Below are 16,480 nucleotides of genomic sequence, written 5' to 3'. Positions count from 1 at the left end.
CTCCCTTGGCGCTAGCCTCTCCCTTTGGGAGAAGGGGAGACGCTAAAAGCGTACCTCCTGCCTTATTTTCAAGGCAGGTCTAAGGAGTGTCCGAGATTCATACCGGAATTTCAATCATAAATTCTGTACCCTGACCCAGAACCGAGTTAAAACTTAATTTCCCACCGTGGGTTTCTTCAACAATTTGACGAGCGATCGCTAGTCCCAATCCTGTGCCTTTACCAACAGCTTTCGTCGTAAATAAATGGTCAAATATTTTTTGTTTAACTTCTTCACTCATCCCCTTAGCATTATCAGTAATGGAAACTTTAATTAGATTATTTTCGACTGAGGTTGTAATTGTAATGCAGTTAGGATTGGCTTTAATTTCTTCAAAGCTGAGTCCATAGTTAGATTCATCTAATGCATCAATAGCATTAGCAAAAATATTCATAAATACCTGATTTAATTGACCAGGGAAACATTCTACTTGAGGTAAATTACTGTAGTTTGCAACAACTTGAATCGCCGGACGTTGTTCATTGGTCTTGAGACGATGTTTGAGAATGAGAATAGTGCTATCAATGCCTTCGTGGATATTAAAAGGTACTTTGTAGTCTTGATCGGCACGAGAGAAAGTTCTTAAACTAGTGCTGATGTTCTTTAGCCTGTCACACGCCATAGACATAGAATCAATCATCTTGGGTAAGTCTTCTAAGCTATAATCCAAGTCGATTTCTTCGGCGTGGTCTTCGATTTCATCGCTTTTGTTGGGTAAACTTTCTTGATATAGTTTGAGATGTTCAACAATATCAGCGATAGTAGGTTTCGCAAGTTTTAGACTAGCAGCAATAAAACCAAGGGGATTATTCATTTCGTGAGCTACACCAGCAACTAAGTTGCCTAGTGCAGACATTTTCTCAGTTTGCACCATTTGTAATTGTGCTTGTTGCAGGTTTTGTAAAGCAGTTTCTAGCTCTTGTGCTTTTTGTTGAAGTTGGAGTTCGGCAACTTTGCGTTCGCGTAGCGCAGCTTGCTGTTCTGTAATATCATCTGCTAGGGAAGCAACTCCGATTAACTCGCCATCTGCATTTACAAGCGGATTGTTATACCAAGCACAAATGATAATTTTACCATCCTTTGTCACATTTTCATTGATACTGTAATTACCGCCCTCCTGCGATATAATTTCGACGCTAACTCGCTCCATTTCTGCTTGAATTATTTCAGGAATGATGAATTTGAATCCACAACCCAAAGCCTCTTGTTTGCTGTAGCCAAAGATTCTTTCTGCGGCTGGGTTCCAGTCAGTAACGTGATAATTGGTATCCCACTCTATCACTGCCAATGGGGTTTGCTGAACCAATAACTGGAGTTTTTGCTGGGATGCTTGGAAGACAGACTGGGTGGCGCTTAACTCCTCAAGCGATCGCTCTAGTTGTTGGGAATACTCTAGCGATCGCTCATAAAGTCGGGCATTTTCCAAAGAAATTGCCGCTTGAGCGCAGAGTAAATTCAGCAGTTCGACGCGATCTTTTGTGAACGCCCCCGTTGCTAGATTATTTTCTAGATATAAAATACCCATCAACTTCCCTTGATGCAAAATCGGGCTACACAAGATACTTTTGGGCTGCTGACGGATGATATAGGGGTCATTGGCTAAGGTGCGATCGGCACTTGCATCAAGTATCACAGCAGTCTGTCTATCGTGCTTCACTTTGTAAATCAACTTCAGGGGAATGTCTTGACTGTCCTCAACGGGAAGGCGTTGCAACACTACTGGCTGCATCCCCACGGTAATTGACCCTTTAATTAGCAGACGTTCACTTTTGGTATCGCCTAGCGAATCGTTTCGCAACAGCATGAACACGCATTTATCAGCCCCAGCATTTTCAATGACGATTTCAAGCAAAGATGAAAGCAGTTTTTCAAATTCGATTTCGCCGGAAAGAGTGTGAGAAGCTTTGAGAATAGCAGCTAAATCTAAAGCAACAGAAACACTACTACTGTGGGAAGTGCCGGAACTCGTGGATGTAACATTTGCCAATGAGAAGATTGTTTCGCTAGTGGAGAAGGAAGTATGGGTTTGCTGGAGGATAGGGGCTAGCAGTTGCGGATAGCGTCTTTCCAGATCGGCAACCTTGGCTTTTGCCCCCCAACGTGCGTAAGAGTAATATGCTTCTTGCATATATGCTTGGGCGAGTTTTTCTTTCCCCCAGTTGAGGTAAAATTTGCCAGCAAGTTCATTCGCTAGTGCTTGTTCTTGGATATATGTGTTTGCTTTTGCAGAGGCGATCGCGCGATCGTAGTAATCCATTGCTTCATACATCTGCCCCAATACCCGATACTGCTCTGCTTCCACCAAATAAAATTTATGTAAATGGTTTGTGGGTGCATGGTTTGCCCATTGTTTGAGCTTCTTCTGGTTGTCAACAACTTGCTGCGGAAGGCATTCCTTACCTTGAGCGTTGGGCAACATCGCCAGATGAGTCAATGAATCGTAAAAGTGAAACACCGGCACCATAAAACAGCCGGATACTCCACTTAAATGTTGTTTAGCATCAGCCGCCACTTTGATAGCTTGTTCCCACTCATTAAACAAGTAACAAAGAATTAATTTATTGATATACAGTGTTCCCATTGCATAAAGATCGTTTGCCTTCTGATGCAAGGGCAACATGATTTGTTCGTCATAAATTACACCTTGAATTTCCCAAGGACACTTGCTCTCGGCGAGTAAATTTAAGACGGATTGGTAAAAGACTCTCAGATAGTTATGAGCAACTTCCTGCTTGAGTTGAGCCAATGCCTGATTATAAACCTTCATCTCTGGTTCTAGGATTGACAAATTTTTTCCGAGAAAAAAGGAAAGCGAACAGTAATTGTAGGCACAGTAGGCAGCATACTCTAAAGTACCCATCTCCAGACCACTGTGGTATCCGTCGAGTAAAGGAGCGAGTGAATTTTGAATATGATGTTTCCAAGGCTTCACGAAGGGATAAACCATGTTAATCGTGCTGGCTTTAAATTCTTTGCTTTGGAAGCGTGATAGTAGTCCCATTGCCAGTTCGCCAATGCGATCGCCTAAATCTATTTCTCCAATGCCACACAAAATTACTCCATACCAAGCATAAGCCTGTGCTGATACCGCAGCATTACCGTATTCCACTGATAACCTAATCTGCTTACACACGATTAATGGCAGTAATTCTGGAACCGCTTGATAGACTGCTGCTGTCACCGCCGCTAAAATTCGGATCGTTGCCAGGGATTGGAAGTCTGTCATTTCCGGCAGTTCCAAGAAATCTTCTAAATGTTTTCCTTTTAATACATCTTGAGTCTGTTGCAAACTTTCAGTAATATCTGCGTCAGTCGGCTGCTCTGGAAACAATACTCCAAATAATTCCAAAGTCGAAAGAGCTGTTTTAATAGCTTTGGGCTGTTGACTCTGGGCCACCTCGGCCAAAATTTTTACTTCATAGACCTTCACTTTGTCTAGTAATTGACGGGCATTTTGCACTACTTCGTCAACTATCTGCTCCATTTGCCTAAAATCACCGCTCAGACAGGCTACTTCTGCGGCTAAATCATGCAGAGCTAACGTTAGTTCATAGCATTGCTGCCAACAACTTGTTGTGAGAAGTTGTATCCCTTTAGTGGCGTATTCAATTGCTGCGACGTAAGCGGTTGCAGATTTAGCTCTTTGGGCAGCAACTAGATTTAGTTTTGCTAATTCCTCACGTTCAGTTTCTGCAACAATTAAATCGGCTCCTTTATTTAATTGATTGACAATCTCAAAGATTTTTTCCTCTTTTTCCTTCTCGCTCATTACACTTAAAAGCAATTGCCCAATTTTTAAGTGCGTCAGTTGTTTTTGGTCGTCGGGAATCAGAGAATAAGCAGCTTGTTGGACGCGATCGTGTAAAAATTTGTATGTAACAGTCTGAATATTTTCCGGTGTACGTGCAAGACTTTCTTGCCCAATATAAAATTTATAAACATCACCGTTCGGTAAAATCAACCCTTCTTGTAATCCTTTCCATAAAGTTGCAGCCGTTTCGATTTGAGATTGTTTAGAAACAATTGCCAAACTTGCTAAATCAAACTGATTCCCAATACAAGCAGCTAGCTGTAACACCTGTTGAGTTGATAGCGGTAGTTTTCGCAATTGAAAACCCATAAAGGCAACAACATCATCTGTAACGGCTTGAGTCATTACTTGGGTAATGTCACATTGCCAACAGCCCAACTCAATATCAAATTTAATAAGATTTTCTTGATGTAATGCTTTGAGAAACTGGATTGTGAAAAACGGATTTCCTTGAGTTTTCTGATAGATTAATTGAGAAAGAGTCCATGCCGAAGTTTCTGTACATTTAAGTGTGTCACCAACTAAGTGATTCACTTTTATTTGACTCAGTGGTGCTAAAGTAATTGTATTAATCGTCGCTTTGGTTTTTTTTATTTCACTCAAAGCCAACATTAATGAATGTCCTAGATTGACTTCATTATCACGGTATGCACCAATTAACAAAAGATGACCTGTATCAGCCATTAATAGCTGCATTAACTTCAATGATGCCGAATCTGCCCATTGCAAATCATCTAAAAACATCACTAATGGGTGTTCAACACTGGTAAAAACTTGGGTAAATTGTTGAAATAATAAATTAAATCTATTTTGTGCCGCCGTTCCTGATAATTCTATGGCGGGTGGTTGTTCGCCAATAATTTTTGATAATTCGGGGATGACTTCAATAATTACCTGTCCATTTTCCCCAACAGCATCTAAAATCTTGCTTTTCCATTCCTGAATCTGTGCATCACTTTCAGTTAACAATTGCCCCATTAAATCCCGGAATGCTTGTACAAATGCACTGAAGGGAATATTCCGTTGAAATTGGTCGTATTTGCCTTTGATAAAATAACCGCGTTGGCGAACAATCGGTTTATGAACTTCGTTGACAACCGCAGTTTTTCCAATTCCGGAAAAACCTGCTATCAGCATCATTTCTGTTGCACCCAGGCTGACTCGCTCAAAGGCTTGCAGGAGAGTTGATACCTCGGCTTCTCGTCCATAAAGTTTATCAGGAATGATGAAGCGATCGCACACATCCCTAACCCCAATTTCAAAACTCTCAATCGAACCCGTAACTTGTAGCTGAGACAAACAATTTTCTAAATCAAACTTCAATCCCAACGCACTTTGATATCGATCTTCGGCATTTTTTGCCATGAGTTTCATGACAATATTACAAATAACTTGGGGAATGTCTTCTCTATTTCTTAAAAGTGGTGGAAGTTTAGCAATATGACAATGCACCAATTCCATTGGCTCGTTTGATGCAAAAGGTAAATTTCCTGTAAGTAACTCGTAAAATGTCACACCTAATGAATAAAAATCAGTCCGGTAATCAATCCCACGATTCATTCTGCCTGTTTGTTCTGGAGAAATATAAGCTAGTGTCCCTTCTAAAACATTAGGATTGATAAGTGTTTGAGTTTCCCGTGGTAATAAAGATGCAATACTAAAGTCAATTAATTTAACTTGTTTGGTTTCGGGATTAATTAAAATATTGGCAGGTTTAATATCTTTATGAATAATTCGCTCCCGATACAATATATCTAAGGTATTGCAAAGTGCGATCGCAATTTCTAAAAACTCTTCTAAAGACGAGATATATTGCGTTTCTGGTAAGGTAAAATAATTTTTGAGACAAATCCCCCCAAAGTCTTCCATCACCAGCGCATAGGCATTTTGATAAGGTTCTAGGCTATAAGTTTGGACTATTAGTGGTGAGTTGAGATTTTTAGCTATGGTGTACTGATTCCGAAACGACAAGAGTTCGCCCAAACTCGGATAAGGATTTTTCAGCAGTTTAATAACTATAGGTAATGAGTCAGTCTCTCTATACCCTCGATACACGATGGTTCTAGAACCATTGTAGAGTTCTTCGCTAACCTTGTATCCGGGAATATTGACAAGAGTGCTAACCATACTGCTAAATCTTTAAAACTTCCAGATTTAGTATTCCCAGATGTCTAAAAGTATTTACCAAAAATAGCCAAAATTACACCGAAATTTCAATAATAAATTCCGTACCCTCACTGAAAACCGAGTTAAAATTCAATTTTCCGCTGTGGGTTTCTTCAACGATTTGCAGACTGATTGCTAGTCCTAAGCGATCGCTTGCTTTGTTAATTTTTATAACTCAAGCTTGATTAAAAACTGTGCATAACACTAGTTAACAGGAGTAACTTATTAACAGTTGCACAGATAGATACACTTAAGTTAATCTTTAAACTACCTATGGCAATACTTGTCGGGTTTTGGGGAAAAGCGGAAAGAAAAAACCTTTAACCTTTACCCTTTACCCTTTAACCTTACAAAATATGATTAACTATTAACTTAATGATTAACAGACGCCAATTTTTCAAAGGGGTGACAGCACTTTCTAGCTTATCTTTAGGTGGTTGTGGCTGGAGGCTGGCTGAAGTACGTGCTAATTCTAATACCAATAGTCAGCGCGACCAACTTTATATTTTTACCTGGACGCAATATACTGACAACCAATTATTGAAAACTTTTAGCGCTCAAACTGGCATAAAAGTGCTGGCAGATGTCTATGATTCCAATGATGTCATGCTGGCTAAATTGCAAGCTGGAGGCGGTGGCACTTACAGCATCATCAACCCATCTGATTACATGGTGCAGAAGATGGTAGATAAAGGTTTGTTAACAGAAATAAATCACGATCGCTTAATCGGTCTAGAGAATTTATTTCCCCGGTTTGAAAATCCTAGTTACGACCCCAATAACCGCTACAGTATCCCTTTTAACTGGGGGACAACAGGTTTACTTTACAATTCCGAAAAAATTAAAGATGCACCACAAGATTGGGATTACCTTTGGCAAAATCAAGAGCAACTTAATCAGCGAATGACCTTGCTCAATGATGTTCGAGAGGTGATGGGTGCAACCTTACGAATGCTCGGTTATTCTTATAACTCAAAAAATGAACAAGAAATCAAACAAGCTTATGAAAAATTGAAGGTTCTAAAACCTGCGATCGCCCGTTTTGACACCGACGCTTGGCAAAATCAAATTCTGGCCGGAGATTTACTACTGGCGATGTGTTATTCAGCAGATGCAGTGAAAATCTCTCAAGAAAATCCTAAACTCAAATATGTGATTCCTCGCAGTGGTTCTTCATTATGGACAGACACTATTGTAATTCCCAAAACAGCCCCTAACCAAGCTGGAGCTTATGCTTGGATTAACATGATTTTGCAACCAGAAATAGCAGCCCAAATCACTCAACGCTTGAATATTTCTACGCCGAATAACGCCGGATTTGAGCAATTGCCAAAAAAAATCCAAAACAACACTAATTTGTTTCCGCCAGAGTCACTGCTAAAAAATTGCGAACGTGTTACACCTGTAGGAGAATTTGAAGAGGTTTACGATCGTTATTGGACTCAATTAACTAGCAGTTAAAAGAGTTAGGAGTTAGGAGTGATTAATTTGGAAAAAAATGAAATTTCTAAAATAGACAAATTGCAGCACCCCGTTAGAAATTGGCTGCAACCTTTGGTATTGCTTGCACCATCTGGGATTTGGTTATTACTTTTGTTAGTGCTGCCATCTTTGATAATTTTCGAGTTAAGTTTAGTTGCAGATATCCGACCGGGAGATTTGGTCAATCCCAACGGATTCAAAAACTACATCCGAATATTTGACTCCCTTTACGTGCAAGTAATTTGGCGATCGCTATTTTTTGCCTTTGGGACTACGATAATTTGTTTAATTTTGGGCTTCCCAGTCGCCTATTGGATTGCTCAAATAGCGCCGCAGCGTTGGCGAAATTTGCTGTTATTAGGTTTTGTTCTACCTTTGTGGACTTCTTCGTTACTGCGTTCTTATGCTTGGATTACAATTCTTCGTCCTACTGGTTTATTGAACAGTTTACTCAGCAATTTAGGCTTGCCTACTTGGGAATTACTTAACAATAGTCAAGCTGTATTAATTGGCATGAGTTACAGCTTATTACCTTATATGGTTTTGATTTTATATGCTTCTCTCGAAAAGCTAGACAAGCGGTTGCTAGAAGCTGCGGCTGATTTAGGTGCAAATCCGGTGGAAACTTTTTTCCAAGTAACCGTACCGCAAATTTTTTCGGGAATTGCAGCTGCTTCCATGCTTGTATTTATCACAGGCTTAGGGGATTTTGTCGATCCAGAATTACTCGGTGGTGCTTCTAGTATGACGGCGGCGCGGTTAGTTTATAATCAGTTTCTTGGAGCCACCCAAAATTGGGGATTTGGTTCAGCCTTAAGTATGACGTTAATTTTGCTAGTTAGTATTGCGATCGCACTTTTAATTAGGTTTGGCGAACCTACACCCAAACGCTAAACTTTTGTTCGCTCATTTATAATAAAGGCATCAAACGCCAGCGAGACAACGGTTATGCTCTCACCCGATCTCAAAAATGCGTTACCAACTACTGACGAACTTCCCTGTTCAGACGATACGCCAGTGGATAACGAAGATCAAAATTTTTTGCCAAATATTTTACTCTTCTTACTTAACTCCATTTGGGCAAATCGCATGGATTGGTACTTCGGAGTAGATATGGGAGTGTATCACACCACAGGAGTAAATCCCAGAGTACCTGTAGTCCCAGATGCTTTTTTAAGTCTGGGAGTAGAACGGAAAAAGGGTGGTAAATCACGCAAAAGTTACGCGGTTTGGGAAGAAAATGGGATAGTTCCAATATTCATATTAGAAATGGTATCCCATACTCCAGGAGGTGAATACGACGAAAAACTAGATATATATAGAAAACTCGGTGTATTGTACTACGTAATTTATAACCCTGAGTTTTGGCGACGCGACCAACATCAACCCTTTGAAGTCTATAAGTTGCTCGATGGAAACTATCAATTACAAATAGGTGAACCTTATTTGATGCCAGAGGTGGGTTTAGGTATAGGACGACACCAAGCTGTAATTGGCGGGATACAACAGGAGTTTTTATGTTGGTATGACGAGCAAGGAAAGCGTTATTTAACAGATGCAGAACAGGCACAACAAGAGCGATCGCGGGCTGAACAAGAGCGGCAAAGGGCTGAACAATTAGCCGAGTATTTACGTTCTGTAGGTGTAGATCCAAATAATCTACCTGGTAATTCGTAATTCGTAATTCGTAATTACAAATTATCAATTATTTTTCACTATGAGTAAATGATCTAAATCATTTGTATTATTGTTAATTAACTCCTTAATTTTAGAGATAAACTCATGCTCTAAAAAAGGCTTGGTTAAGTAAGCTTTTGCACCCAATTCTTGGGCAAGCTGGCGATGTTTTTCAGCGCTGCGAGAAGTAAGAATCACTACAGGTATTTTTGCTAAATTTGTGTATTGGCGGAAATTGCTCAACAACTCAAAACCATTCATTCTTGGCATCTCTAAATCGGAAACGACGACTTTAATTTCAGGATGTAACTGCAATTTTTCTAGAGCTTCTACACCATTTTGAGCTTGTATTACTTGATAGCCAGATTTTTGGAGAGTCAAAGAGAGAGTTTGCCGGAGACTAATTGCATCATCTACTACTAAAACAACTTTTGGTGATTTATAATCTGGCTCTTGAGAATAACTGGATTGGGTTTCTATAGTTGTTGTGGAAGTCGATGCCGCAAGTAATGGTGTAGATGAAAAATTATGCCCTGATATCGGCAAGGCTTTTTTATTTGACGAAGAAGCGACTGGTAGCGCCCTAATATCAAGTGTTGTTTGTTGGATTTCGCTAGATTTTACCAGTAACAAAGCATCAATTACTAAGATGAGATTACCATTAGCTAAACTACTACAACCATAAATGTATTTTGGCGGTGCGATCGCGTTTCCTAAAGGTCTGATTACCAGTTCTTGTTCGCCGATTATTTGGTCAACTTCTAAAGCAACCTTTCCCTGATTTCGCTGTAGTAAAAGTACCGGATTCTTTGCTAAACTTTGGTTTTGAGTATTTGAAGTATTGTATTGAGTCTCATTATTAATGAATGAACCATTATAATTAATCAACTTTGAAAGTTGACGAAGGCTGACCATAGTTTCATCATTGTCTATATTCAAATGTAAGACTTTTTTCCCTTCAATTTCTTTAATCTGTTGTTCAGAGGGAATCAATATTTTTTCGATACTGTCCAACATCAGACCATAAACAACACCTTTGGCTTGAACAAGCATTAACTTTTCTGTAGTCATAGAAAAAGGAATTTTGAGGATGAATATTGTTCCTTGGTTGGGTAAGGATTGAACTGAAATCGAGCCGTTGAGTGCGTGCATCTGAGTACGCACAATATCTAAACCCATACCGCGCCCAGAAATTTCACTTACTTTATTTGCAGTAGTAAATCCAGGCGAAAATATCAAATCTAAAAGTTCAGGTTCAGCCAGACTAGAAGCATAGTTTCTAGTTTTTTCTTCAGTTTGTATGGGATAAAGTTCAGCAGCTTTTCTGCGAATTCTGTCTAAATTCAATCCCTGACCATCATCACGAACTTCGATAACAGTTTGGCTACCCTGATGATAAGCGCAGATTTCGATTAAACCTTCTTCTGGTTTACCAAGCTCTCGGCGAACTTGGGGAGCTTCAATACCGTGGTCAAAAGCATTACGCACTAAGTGTAACAAAGGATCGTAGAGTTTTTCTGCGATCGCTTTATCTACCAATACTTCGCTACCAGTAAGTTTTAATTCTACAAGTTTGGCATGAACATTCCCTAACTTGTTTACCATGTGGGGGAAACGATTCAGAATATTGCCCAAAGGCGACATTCTTGCTTCGACTAAGCTATCTATAACATTAAGAGTTAAATTTTCTTTTTTATCACTAATTTGAGTAGCTTGTGTCAGAAGCAAGTCAAGAGATTCTGTGGTTTCTTGTAGTTGCAGTGTTTCTTCTATTGCTTCATGCAATGTCATGTGAAATTCTGTGTATACATCCATTTCTAGAGAGTCAAAATCCACTGCAAAACTTTGCGTTTGTTCTGATGTAATATTTTGTATTTGTAAAGGTAGATCGCGTAACTCATTTAAAGTTGTTTGGTGTCTAGTGAGTTGCTGTACTAGCTGCTCAATTATTTCTTTGACCTGTTCATCTTTTAAACTACGCCGTTTTTGGTAAATCAGTAATTCTCCTGCCAGATAATTGAGGTGTTGCAGTCTATCTGTATCTACCCGAATAAATGAAGGTTGGCGAAAGTTTTTAGTTTGAACATACTGTGATTTATCTTCTATTTCTTTGTTGATTTGTGTAGCTATATCAGGTATGACTTCAATAGCTATTTCTGGAACGTCTACAACTACTTGCTCGCTGACAGTTAATGAATCAAGCTTTCCTGAATAATTATCAGTCTGGGCTGTTACGACTTCAACAGGAAGATTTTGCCTAGTTTCTTCCCCCCATATTGCTTCTAGCAAGTTATCAGTTGATTGAGAAGATACAATCTCTTTGATCGCTAATAGTTTTTGTAGCTTGGGACTATCAAGCCAATTTTTTTCTTCACTAGTAACAGGAGGATAACTTTTATATTCTTTTGCTAATTTATGAATTTGGTTTTGTAATATTTTAATTGCTGAAAGGTGGCTATCAGATGCTTTCAGAGAATATTGAAACTTTGCAACTGCAAATAGAATAATTAAGATGATGCCACGTCGATAAATACAAAGACTTTGACTATCTTCTTCATCTTGAACAAAATCAAGAAAGTCTTTTAGCCAGTTTTCGATATAATTAAGCAGATTTTTTATTTCTAACCTGGGAACTAGTAAAGTCAAACTGAGTTCCGCTTCTGGTATTTGCATCTGGTGATTAAACCAGCCATAAATGTAGCGAATTACTTTTAAATAAAATTTGGCGGTTTTTGGTTTTACCGATTCGCTCTTATTGTTATCAGATGTAGTAAGAAACTGATAAAATTGTTCTTCATTAATGATAAATCTATCAGTAAAGGAATTATTTGCTAATTCTTCAGACAAATCATTATTTGCTACTATTGCCAGTTTTCGTAAACCTGATGAAGGTTCTCCACCAGATGTGCGATCGCCTGCTAATACTAATTTTTTTGCTTGTTGTAAATCTACTAGGGCAATTTCTGCAACTTGCTGTACCTGACTGGGATTTGCTTGCAGCGCTGAGAGAATAGTTTGGGAAATTTCTCCCAATCCAGGTAAATTTAAAGATTCTGCCAAGCCCAGAAATACTTCAGCTTGAGAGTGTAAAAAGTCAATAAATTCGTCATTATTTGGTGGATTGTTAATAACGTCCGCAATACTGTTTAAACGTTGTTCTACTCCTACTTCAAAAACAGATTGCACAATATCAAATCCCAATTCTTCAGAAGTGGGAATATGAGATTCAGCACCAAATGCATCACCCAGCTTTTCTTGCAACTGCGCGAACACTGAAGTCGCTCGGTGAAGCAGTTCTTCGTCATTAACAGTACTACCTATTAATTCAGTATTTAATGCTATACTCAAACATTCATAAGCTTGTAATAAAAGTGTTTGTAATTCTGCATCAACTACAATTTTTGGATTGTATAAAGCCTTAAATACATCTTCTAAAAAATGGGCGATCGTCTTAATTAATTCTAGCCCAACATTAGCTGCACCACCTTTAAGTGTATGAGTGGCTCGCATTAGATTGTGAATTTTAGCAATACTATAATCTTCCGACAAGCTAAATAGTTCTTGTTCAATAATTTTGACTAATTCTGGGGCTTCAGCTAGAAAGTAGATGTACCCTTGTTCGCGAATTTCATTATCTGTAATCATAATTAGTGAGTGGGGAGTTAGGAGTTAGAAATTAGAAGTCGATCGACCAATTAATTTTTCAGTTGTCTTGACTATTAAACTCAAAATCCGATGATTTCGTATGCATAGACTAGTAATAATTTTTAAAACAAATTGACAGCTATGCTGTTGAATAATACTCTCTGCCAATTACTTTTTCTCCTCTCTTTGACTAAAAAGTTATAATTAATTCAGGCCAAAGCATTTTACATTTGCTAATAAAATAGTGCTTTATATAATTAATGCTTTGACCTGATAACTTCTAACTATTTTTCATTTCACTTTAAACTTACTAGCAGTTGTTAATAACTCTTGCGCCATACCTGATAAATCTTGGAACACAGTCGCAATCTCTTGAGATTCAGCAAAAGTTTTATCGGCAATTTCTGCGACATCTTGCATTGATTTAGTGACTGTTACAGATTGCGCCATTTGTTTTTGAGTCGCTGCGGTAATTCGCTCGATTAACTGACTAATTTCGGCAGTCGCAGAAACGATCGCATTTAAGTTTTGGCGAGTGTCACTAACAAGATTTGTGCCTTCTACTACTTGCTGAATACCAGTTTCCATTGCTACTGCAACTTCTCCGGTTTCTGCTTGAATTTCCTGAACTAATTTTTCAATTTCGATGGTTGCTGCTGCTGATTGACGAGATAAAGAACGGACTTCATCAGCGACAACAGCAAAGCCTTTGCCATATTCACCAGCACGAGTAGCTTCAATGGCTGCATTCAGAGCGAGTACGTTTGTCTGCGTGGCAAAATTTCCAATCAAATTAACCACCTTGGAGATTTTTTGTGAAGATTCGCTCAGGCGTTTAATCTTTTTGCTGGTTTGAGCAACGGTTTCGCGGATTCCTTGGATTGCTTTTACAGTCAGGTTCATGGCAGTATCGCCAGACTCTACAGTTTGATTGGCTTTTTGCACTGCTAGTTGTACTAACTCAGCATTCGCTACTACAGCTTGAGTTGAGTCCACCATCTGTTGAATGTCATCTAAGGCTGCGGTAATCTCCTCAGACTGTTGTTGTGCCAGATTGGTTAGTCCCGTTAGTGAAGACTCGCTATTGCTAGAAGTTTGGGCAACTTGTTGAGCAGCTCCTTGTACTTGAACAACAATTTGCCGCAGTGCTTGCAGAGTATTATTGTAAGCATCTGCGATCGTGCCTAGCTCGTCTTCTGTAATCGGTGCGCGTACTGTTAAGTCGCCGTTAAGAGCGGGTCTAAGGGCTTTTAAGAGTTGAATGGATCGTTGTTGTAGTAACTCCTTAGCTGCCTTTTCCCGTGTTGCGGCTTCTGCTAATTTTGCTGACTGCGCTTGTACTTGTTGCAAATATTCGGTGTGTTGTAATGCCAGTCCTAATTGGCTGCCAATACGTGCTAACAAAGTGACTTCCGATTCTTCCCAATCACGAGTTCCCGAATTTTGATAAGCTGCCAGCAATCCCCACAATTGCTCTCCGGCAAATACAGGCACAATTACATAAGCTTTGACTTCAAATTGCTCTAAAATTTCAATGTGGCAAGGAGAATGACCTACCTGATAGATGTCATTTACAACAAAGTTTTCTCCTTGGGCATATCGACCTCCCTGAGTTTCTTGTAAGTGGGTATCTTCCCAGACGGTTTTGATATCGGGGCCTACCAGTTTTACCCACAGATGACCTGCTGACTCTGCAACAAATTCCCCACTCCAGTTAGGATTGAAACGATACACGGCGACGCGATCGCATCGCAGTAATTGCCTGACTTCTTGAGTCGTTGTTTTGAAGATTTCTTCTACATCTAAAGATTGCCGGATGCGGTTACTGATCTTGGTGACAGCTTTCTCTTGTTCTGCTATTTGAGCTAGTTTTTCAGATTTGACTCGTACTAATTCCAAATAATCTATCTGTGATTTAGCTAGGCTAAATTGCAAGCTAGTTTGAACCAAAAAATTCACTTCCCAGCTTTGCCATTCACGGGAGCTAGAGTTTTGATAAGCTGCCAGCAATCCCCACAATTTATCCCCGAAAAATATTGGAACAATCATGTAAGCTTTGGCTTCAAACTGCTCTAAAATCTCAATATGACAGGGAGCAAGCCCTACTTCATAGATATTATTAACGATAAAGTTTTCACCTCTAACGTACCGACCTCCCTTAGTTTCTTGCAAGTAAGTATCGTCCAAAACGGTTTTGATATCAGGGCCTACCAGTTTTGTCCAACCAGTACTCACTGACTCAGCCACAAATTCACCACCCCAGTCAGGGTTAAAACGATAGACAGCAACGCGATCGCATTGTAGTGATTGACGCACTTCTTGAGTGGTTGCTTTGAAGACGCTTTCTACATCTAAAGATTGTCTGATGCGGTTGACTATCTTAGTGAAAACTTTCTCTTGTTCAACTATTTGAGCTAGTTGGTCAGATTTTGTCTGCACTTGTTCGAGATATTCCCCTTGTGAGATAGCTACACCAAATTGCAACCCAATTTGAGTTACAAAGGTTTCTTCCCAAGGTTGCCAATCACGAGGCCCAGAATTTTGATAAGCTGCCAACAAACCCCATAATTTTTCTCCAGCAAATATGGGTGCAATGATGTAAGCCTTCATTTCATACTGCTCTAAAATGTCAATATGACATTGAGAATGACCCATTTGATAAATGTCATTGGCCACAAAGCTTTCACCCTTGGCATAACGTCCTCCTTGAGTGTCTTGTAAGTGGGTATCTTCCCAGACCATGTAAAAATCAGGGCCGACCATTTTTATCCAACCGTTACCCACTGACTCAGCGACAAACTCACCACTCCAGTCAGGTTTGAAGCGATAGACACCGACGCGATCGCATTTTAGTAATTGACGTACTTCTTGAGTGGTTGTTTGAAAAAGCTTATCGACATTTGATATCCGCAAAATTTTGTCAATGACTTTAGCTACCGATTTTTTTGCTAGTAGCCGCTGTTGCTGTTCTTTTTGGAATTCAAAACTTTGTAATTTGTAAATTAGTTCTGTTGTCAGTTGAGATAGTAGGCTAATTTCTACTTCTTGCCACTGCCGCGTTGAGTAGCAATTATTGACTGCTAGTAAGCCCCAGACTTTACCTTCTACTACAATCGGTAAACTCAAACTAGCTTTAATTTGAAATTTATCTAGCAGTTGTTTTTGATAAGGGGTAAGTTGAATCTGATTGATATCGTCAATAACTACAGCTTCTACATAGTCTTGATTGGTATATAGACCAAAAATAATTCCGGGAATATTTTCGCCTAAAGTTGGAGTCCAACCTAATGTTCTCGATTCGGCTAAAACATTACCTGTTTCTCGCGAAGTAAACTGATAAATTAAGGCGCGATCGCAGCCAATCTTTTCTCTAATTTGTGCTACAGTAATTTTGAATAGTGTATCAACATCTGGGGCTTGGCGCATGTGAGTTGCGATATCTTTCATCTGTCGCCGCCAAGTTTTAAATTCTTGAGCGATCGCACTTAACAAAGATATTTCATTACTAGCAATATTTGCTATATGAGCGTTACCATTCTGATTTTCTAATTCAGAAATTAGATGCTCGTTATCATGGCTATTGTTATACAAAAATGTCATTTAATTAACCTCAAACTTGTGATGGATAATAACTGGATATGTGGCAAGCAATATTTTCTG

The 16,480-nt window shown here is 39.2% G+C and carries 6 protein-coding genes; 3 read left to right on the top strand and 3 right to left on the bottom strand.

Translation table 11 applies throughout. From position 1 onward, the window contains the following. Positions 1-97 precede the first annotated feature (97 nt). Positions 98-5,977, bottom strand: a complete 5,880-nt coding sequence (locus V7K45_RS21440) for a trifunctional serine/threonine-protein kinase/ATP-binding protein/sensor histidine kinase (RefSeq protein WP_335006980.1) — start codon at positions 5,975-5,977, stop codon at positions 98-100. A gap of 414 nt (positions 5,978-6,391) precedes the next feature. Between V7K45_RS21440 and V7K45_RS21435 the strand changes: the two genes are divergently transcribed. From V7K45_RS21435 to V7K45_RS21425, 3 genes are read left to right on the top strand one after another with little or no spacing between them, the layout of a single operon-like run. Further along, complete coding sequence (locus V7K45_RS21435) at positions 6,392-7,477, top strand: ABC transporter substrate-binding protein (protein WP_335006978.1); 1,086 nt, start codon at positions 6,392-6,394, stop codon at positions 7,475-7,477. Between the two features lie 21 nt (positions 7,478-7,498). Beyond that, a complete protein-coding gene (locus V7K45_RS21430) occupies positions 7,499-8,392 on the top strand; it encodes an ABC transporter permease (RefSeq protein WP_335007005.1) in 894 nt (297 codons plus the stop codon). Between the two features lie 54 nt (positions 8,393-8,446). Beyond that, positions 8,447-9,175, top strand: coding sequence for a Uma2 family endonuclease (locus V7K45_RS21425; protein ID WP_335006976.1), 729 nt, complete (start codon positions 8,447-8,449; stop codon positions 9,173-9,175). 24 nt (positions 9,176-9,199) lie between these two features. Here the strand turns inward: V7K45_RS21425 and V7K45_RS21420 are convergent, their stop codons facing one another. Together V7K45_RS21420 and V7K45_RS21415 are read right to left on the bottom strand one after the other, a co-directional pair. Next, the gene (locus V7K45_RS21420) at positions 9,200-12,820 is read right to left on the bottom strand and encodes a hybrid sensor histidine kinase/response regulator (RefSeq protein ID WP_335006974.1); all 3,621 of its coding nucleotides are present in this window, start codon (positions 12,818-12,820) and stop codon (positions 9,200-9,202) included. A gap of 291 nt (positions 12,821-13,111) precedes the next feature. Then, positions 13,112-16,420, bottom strand: coding sequence for a GAF domain-containing protein (locus V7K45_RS21415; protein ID WP_335006972.1), 3,309 nt, complete (start codon positions 16,418-16,420; stop codon positions 13,112-13,114). Positions 16,421-16,480: the final 60 nt, after the last annotated feature.

Origin of the sequence: Nostoc sp. (assembly GCF_036917375.1) — a bacterium.
Taxonomy (GTDB): domain Bacteria; phylum Cyanobacteriota; class Cyanobacteriia; order Cyanobacteriales; family Nostocaceae; genus Nostoc.
This window is presented reverse-complemented; position numbering and strand designations above follow the sequence as displayed.

What these genes read in the sequence shown, in the direction of transcription:
- V7K45_RS21440 (WP_335006980.1), bottom strand. Translation starts at nt 5,977, where the DNA reads ATGGTTAGCACTCTTGTCAATATTCCCGGATACAAGGTTAGCGAAGAA.
- V7K45_RS21435 (WP_335006978.1), top strand. Translation starts at nt 6,392, where the DNA reads ATGATTAACAGACGCCAATTTTTCAAAGGGGTGACAGCACTTTCTAGC.
- V7K45_RS21425 (WP_335006976.1), top strand. Translation starts at nt 8,447, where the DNA reads ATGCTCTCACCCGATCTCAAAAATGCGTTACCAACTACTGACGAACTT.
- V7K45_RS21420 (WP_335006974.1), bottom strand. Translation starts at nt 12,820, where the DNA reads ATGATTACAGATAATGAAATTCGCGAACAAGGGTACATCTACTTTCTA.
- V7K45_RS21415 (WP_335006972.1), bottom strand. Translation starts at nt 16,420, where the DNA reads ATGACATTTTTGTATAACAATAGCCATGATAACGAGCATCTAATTTCT.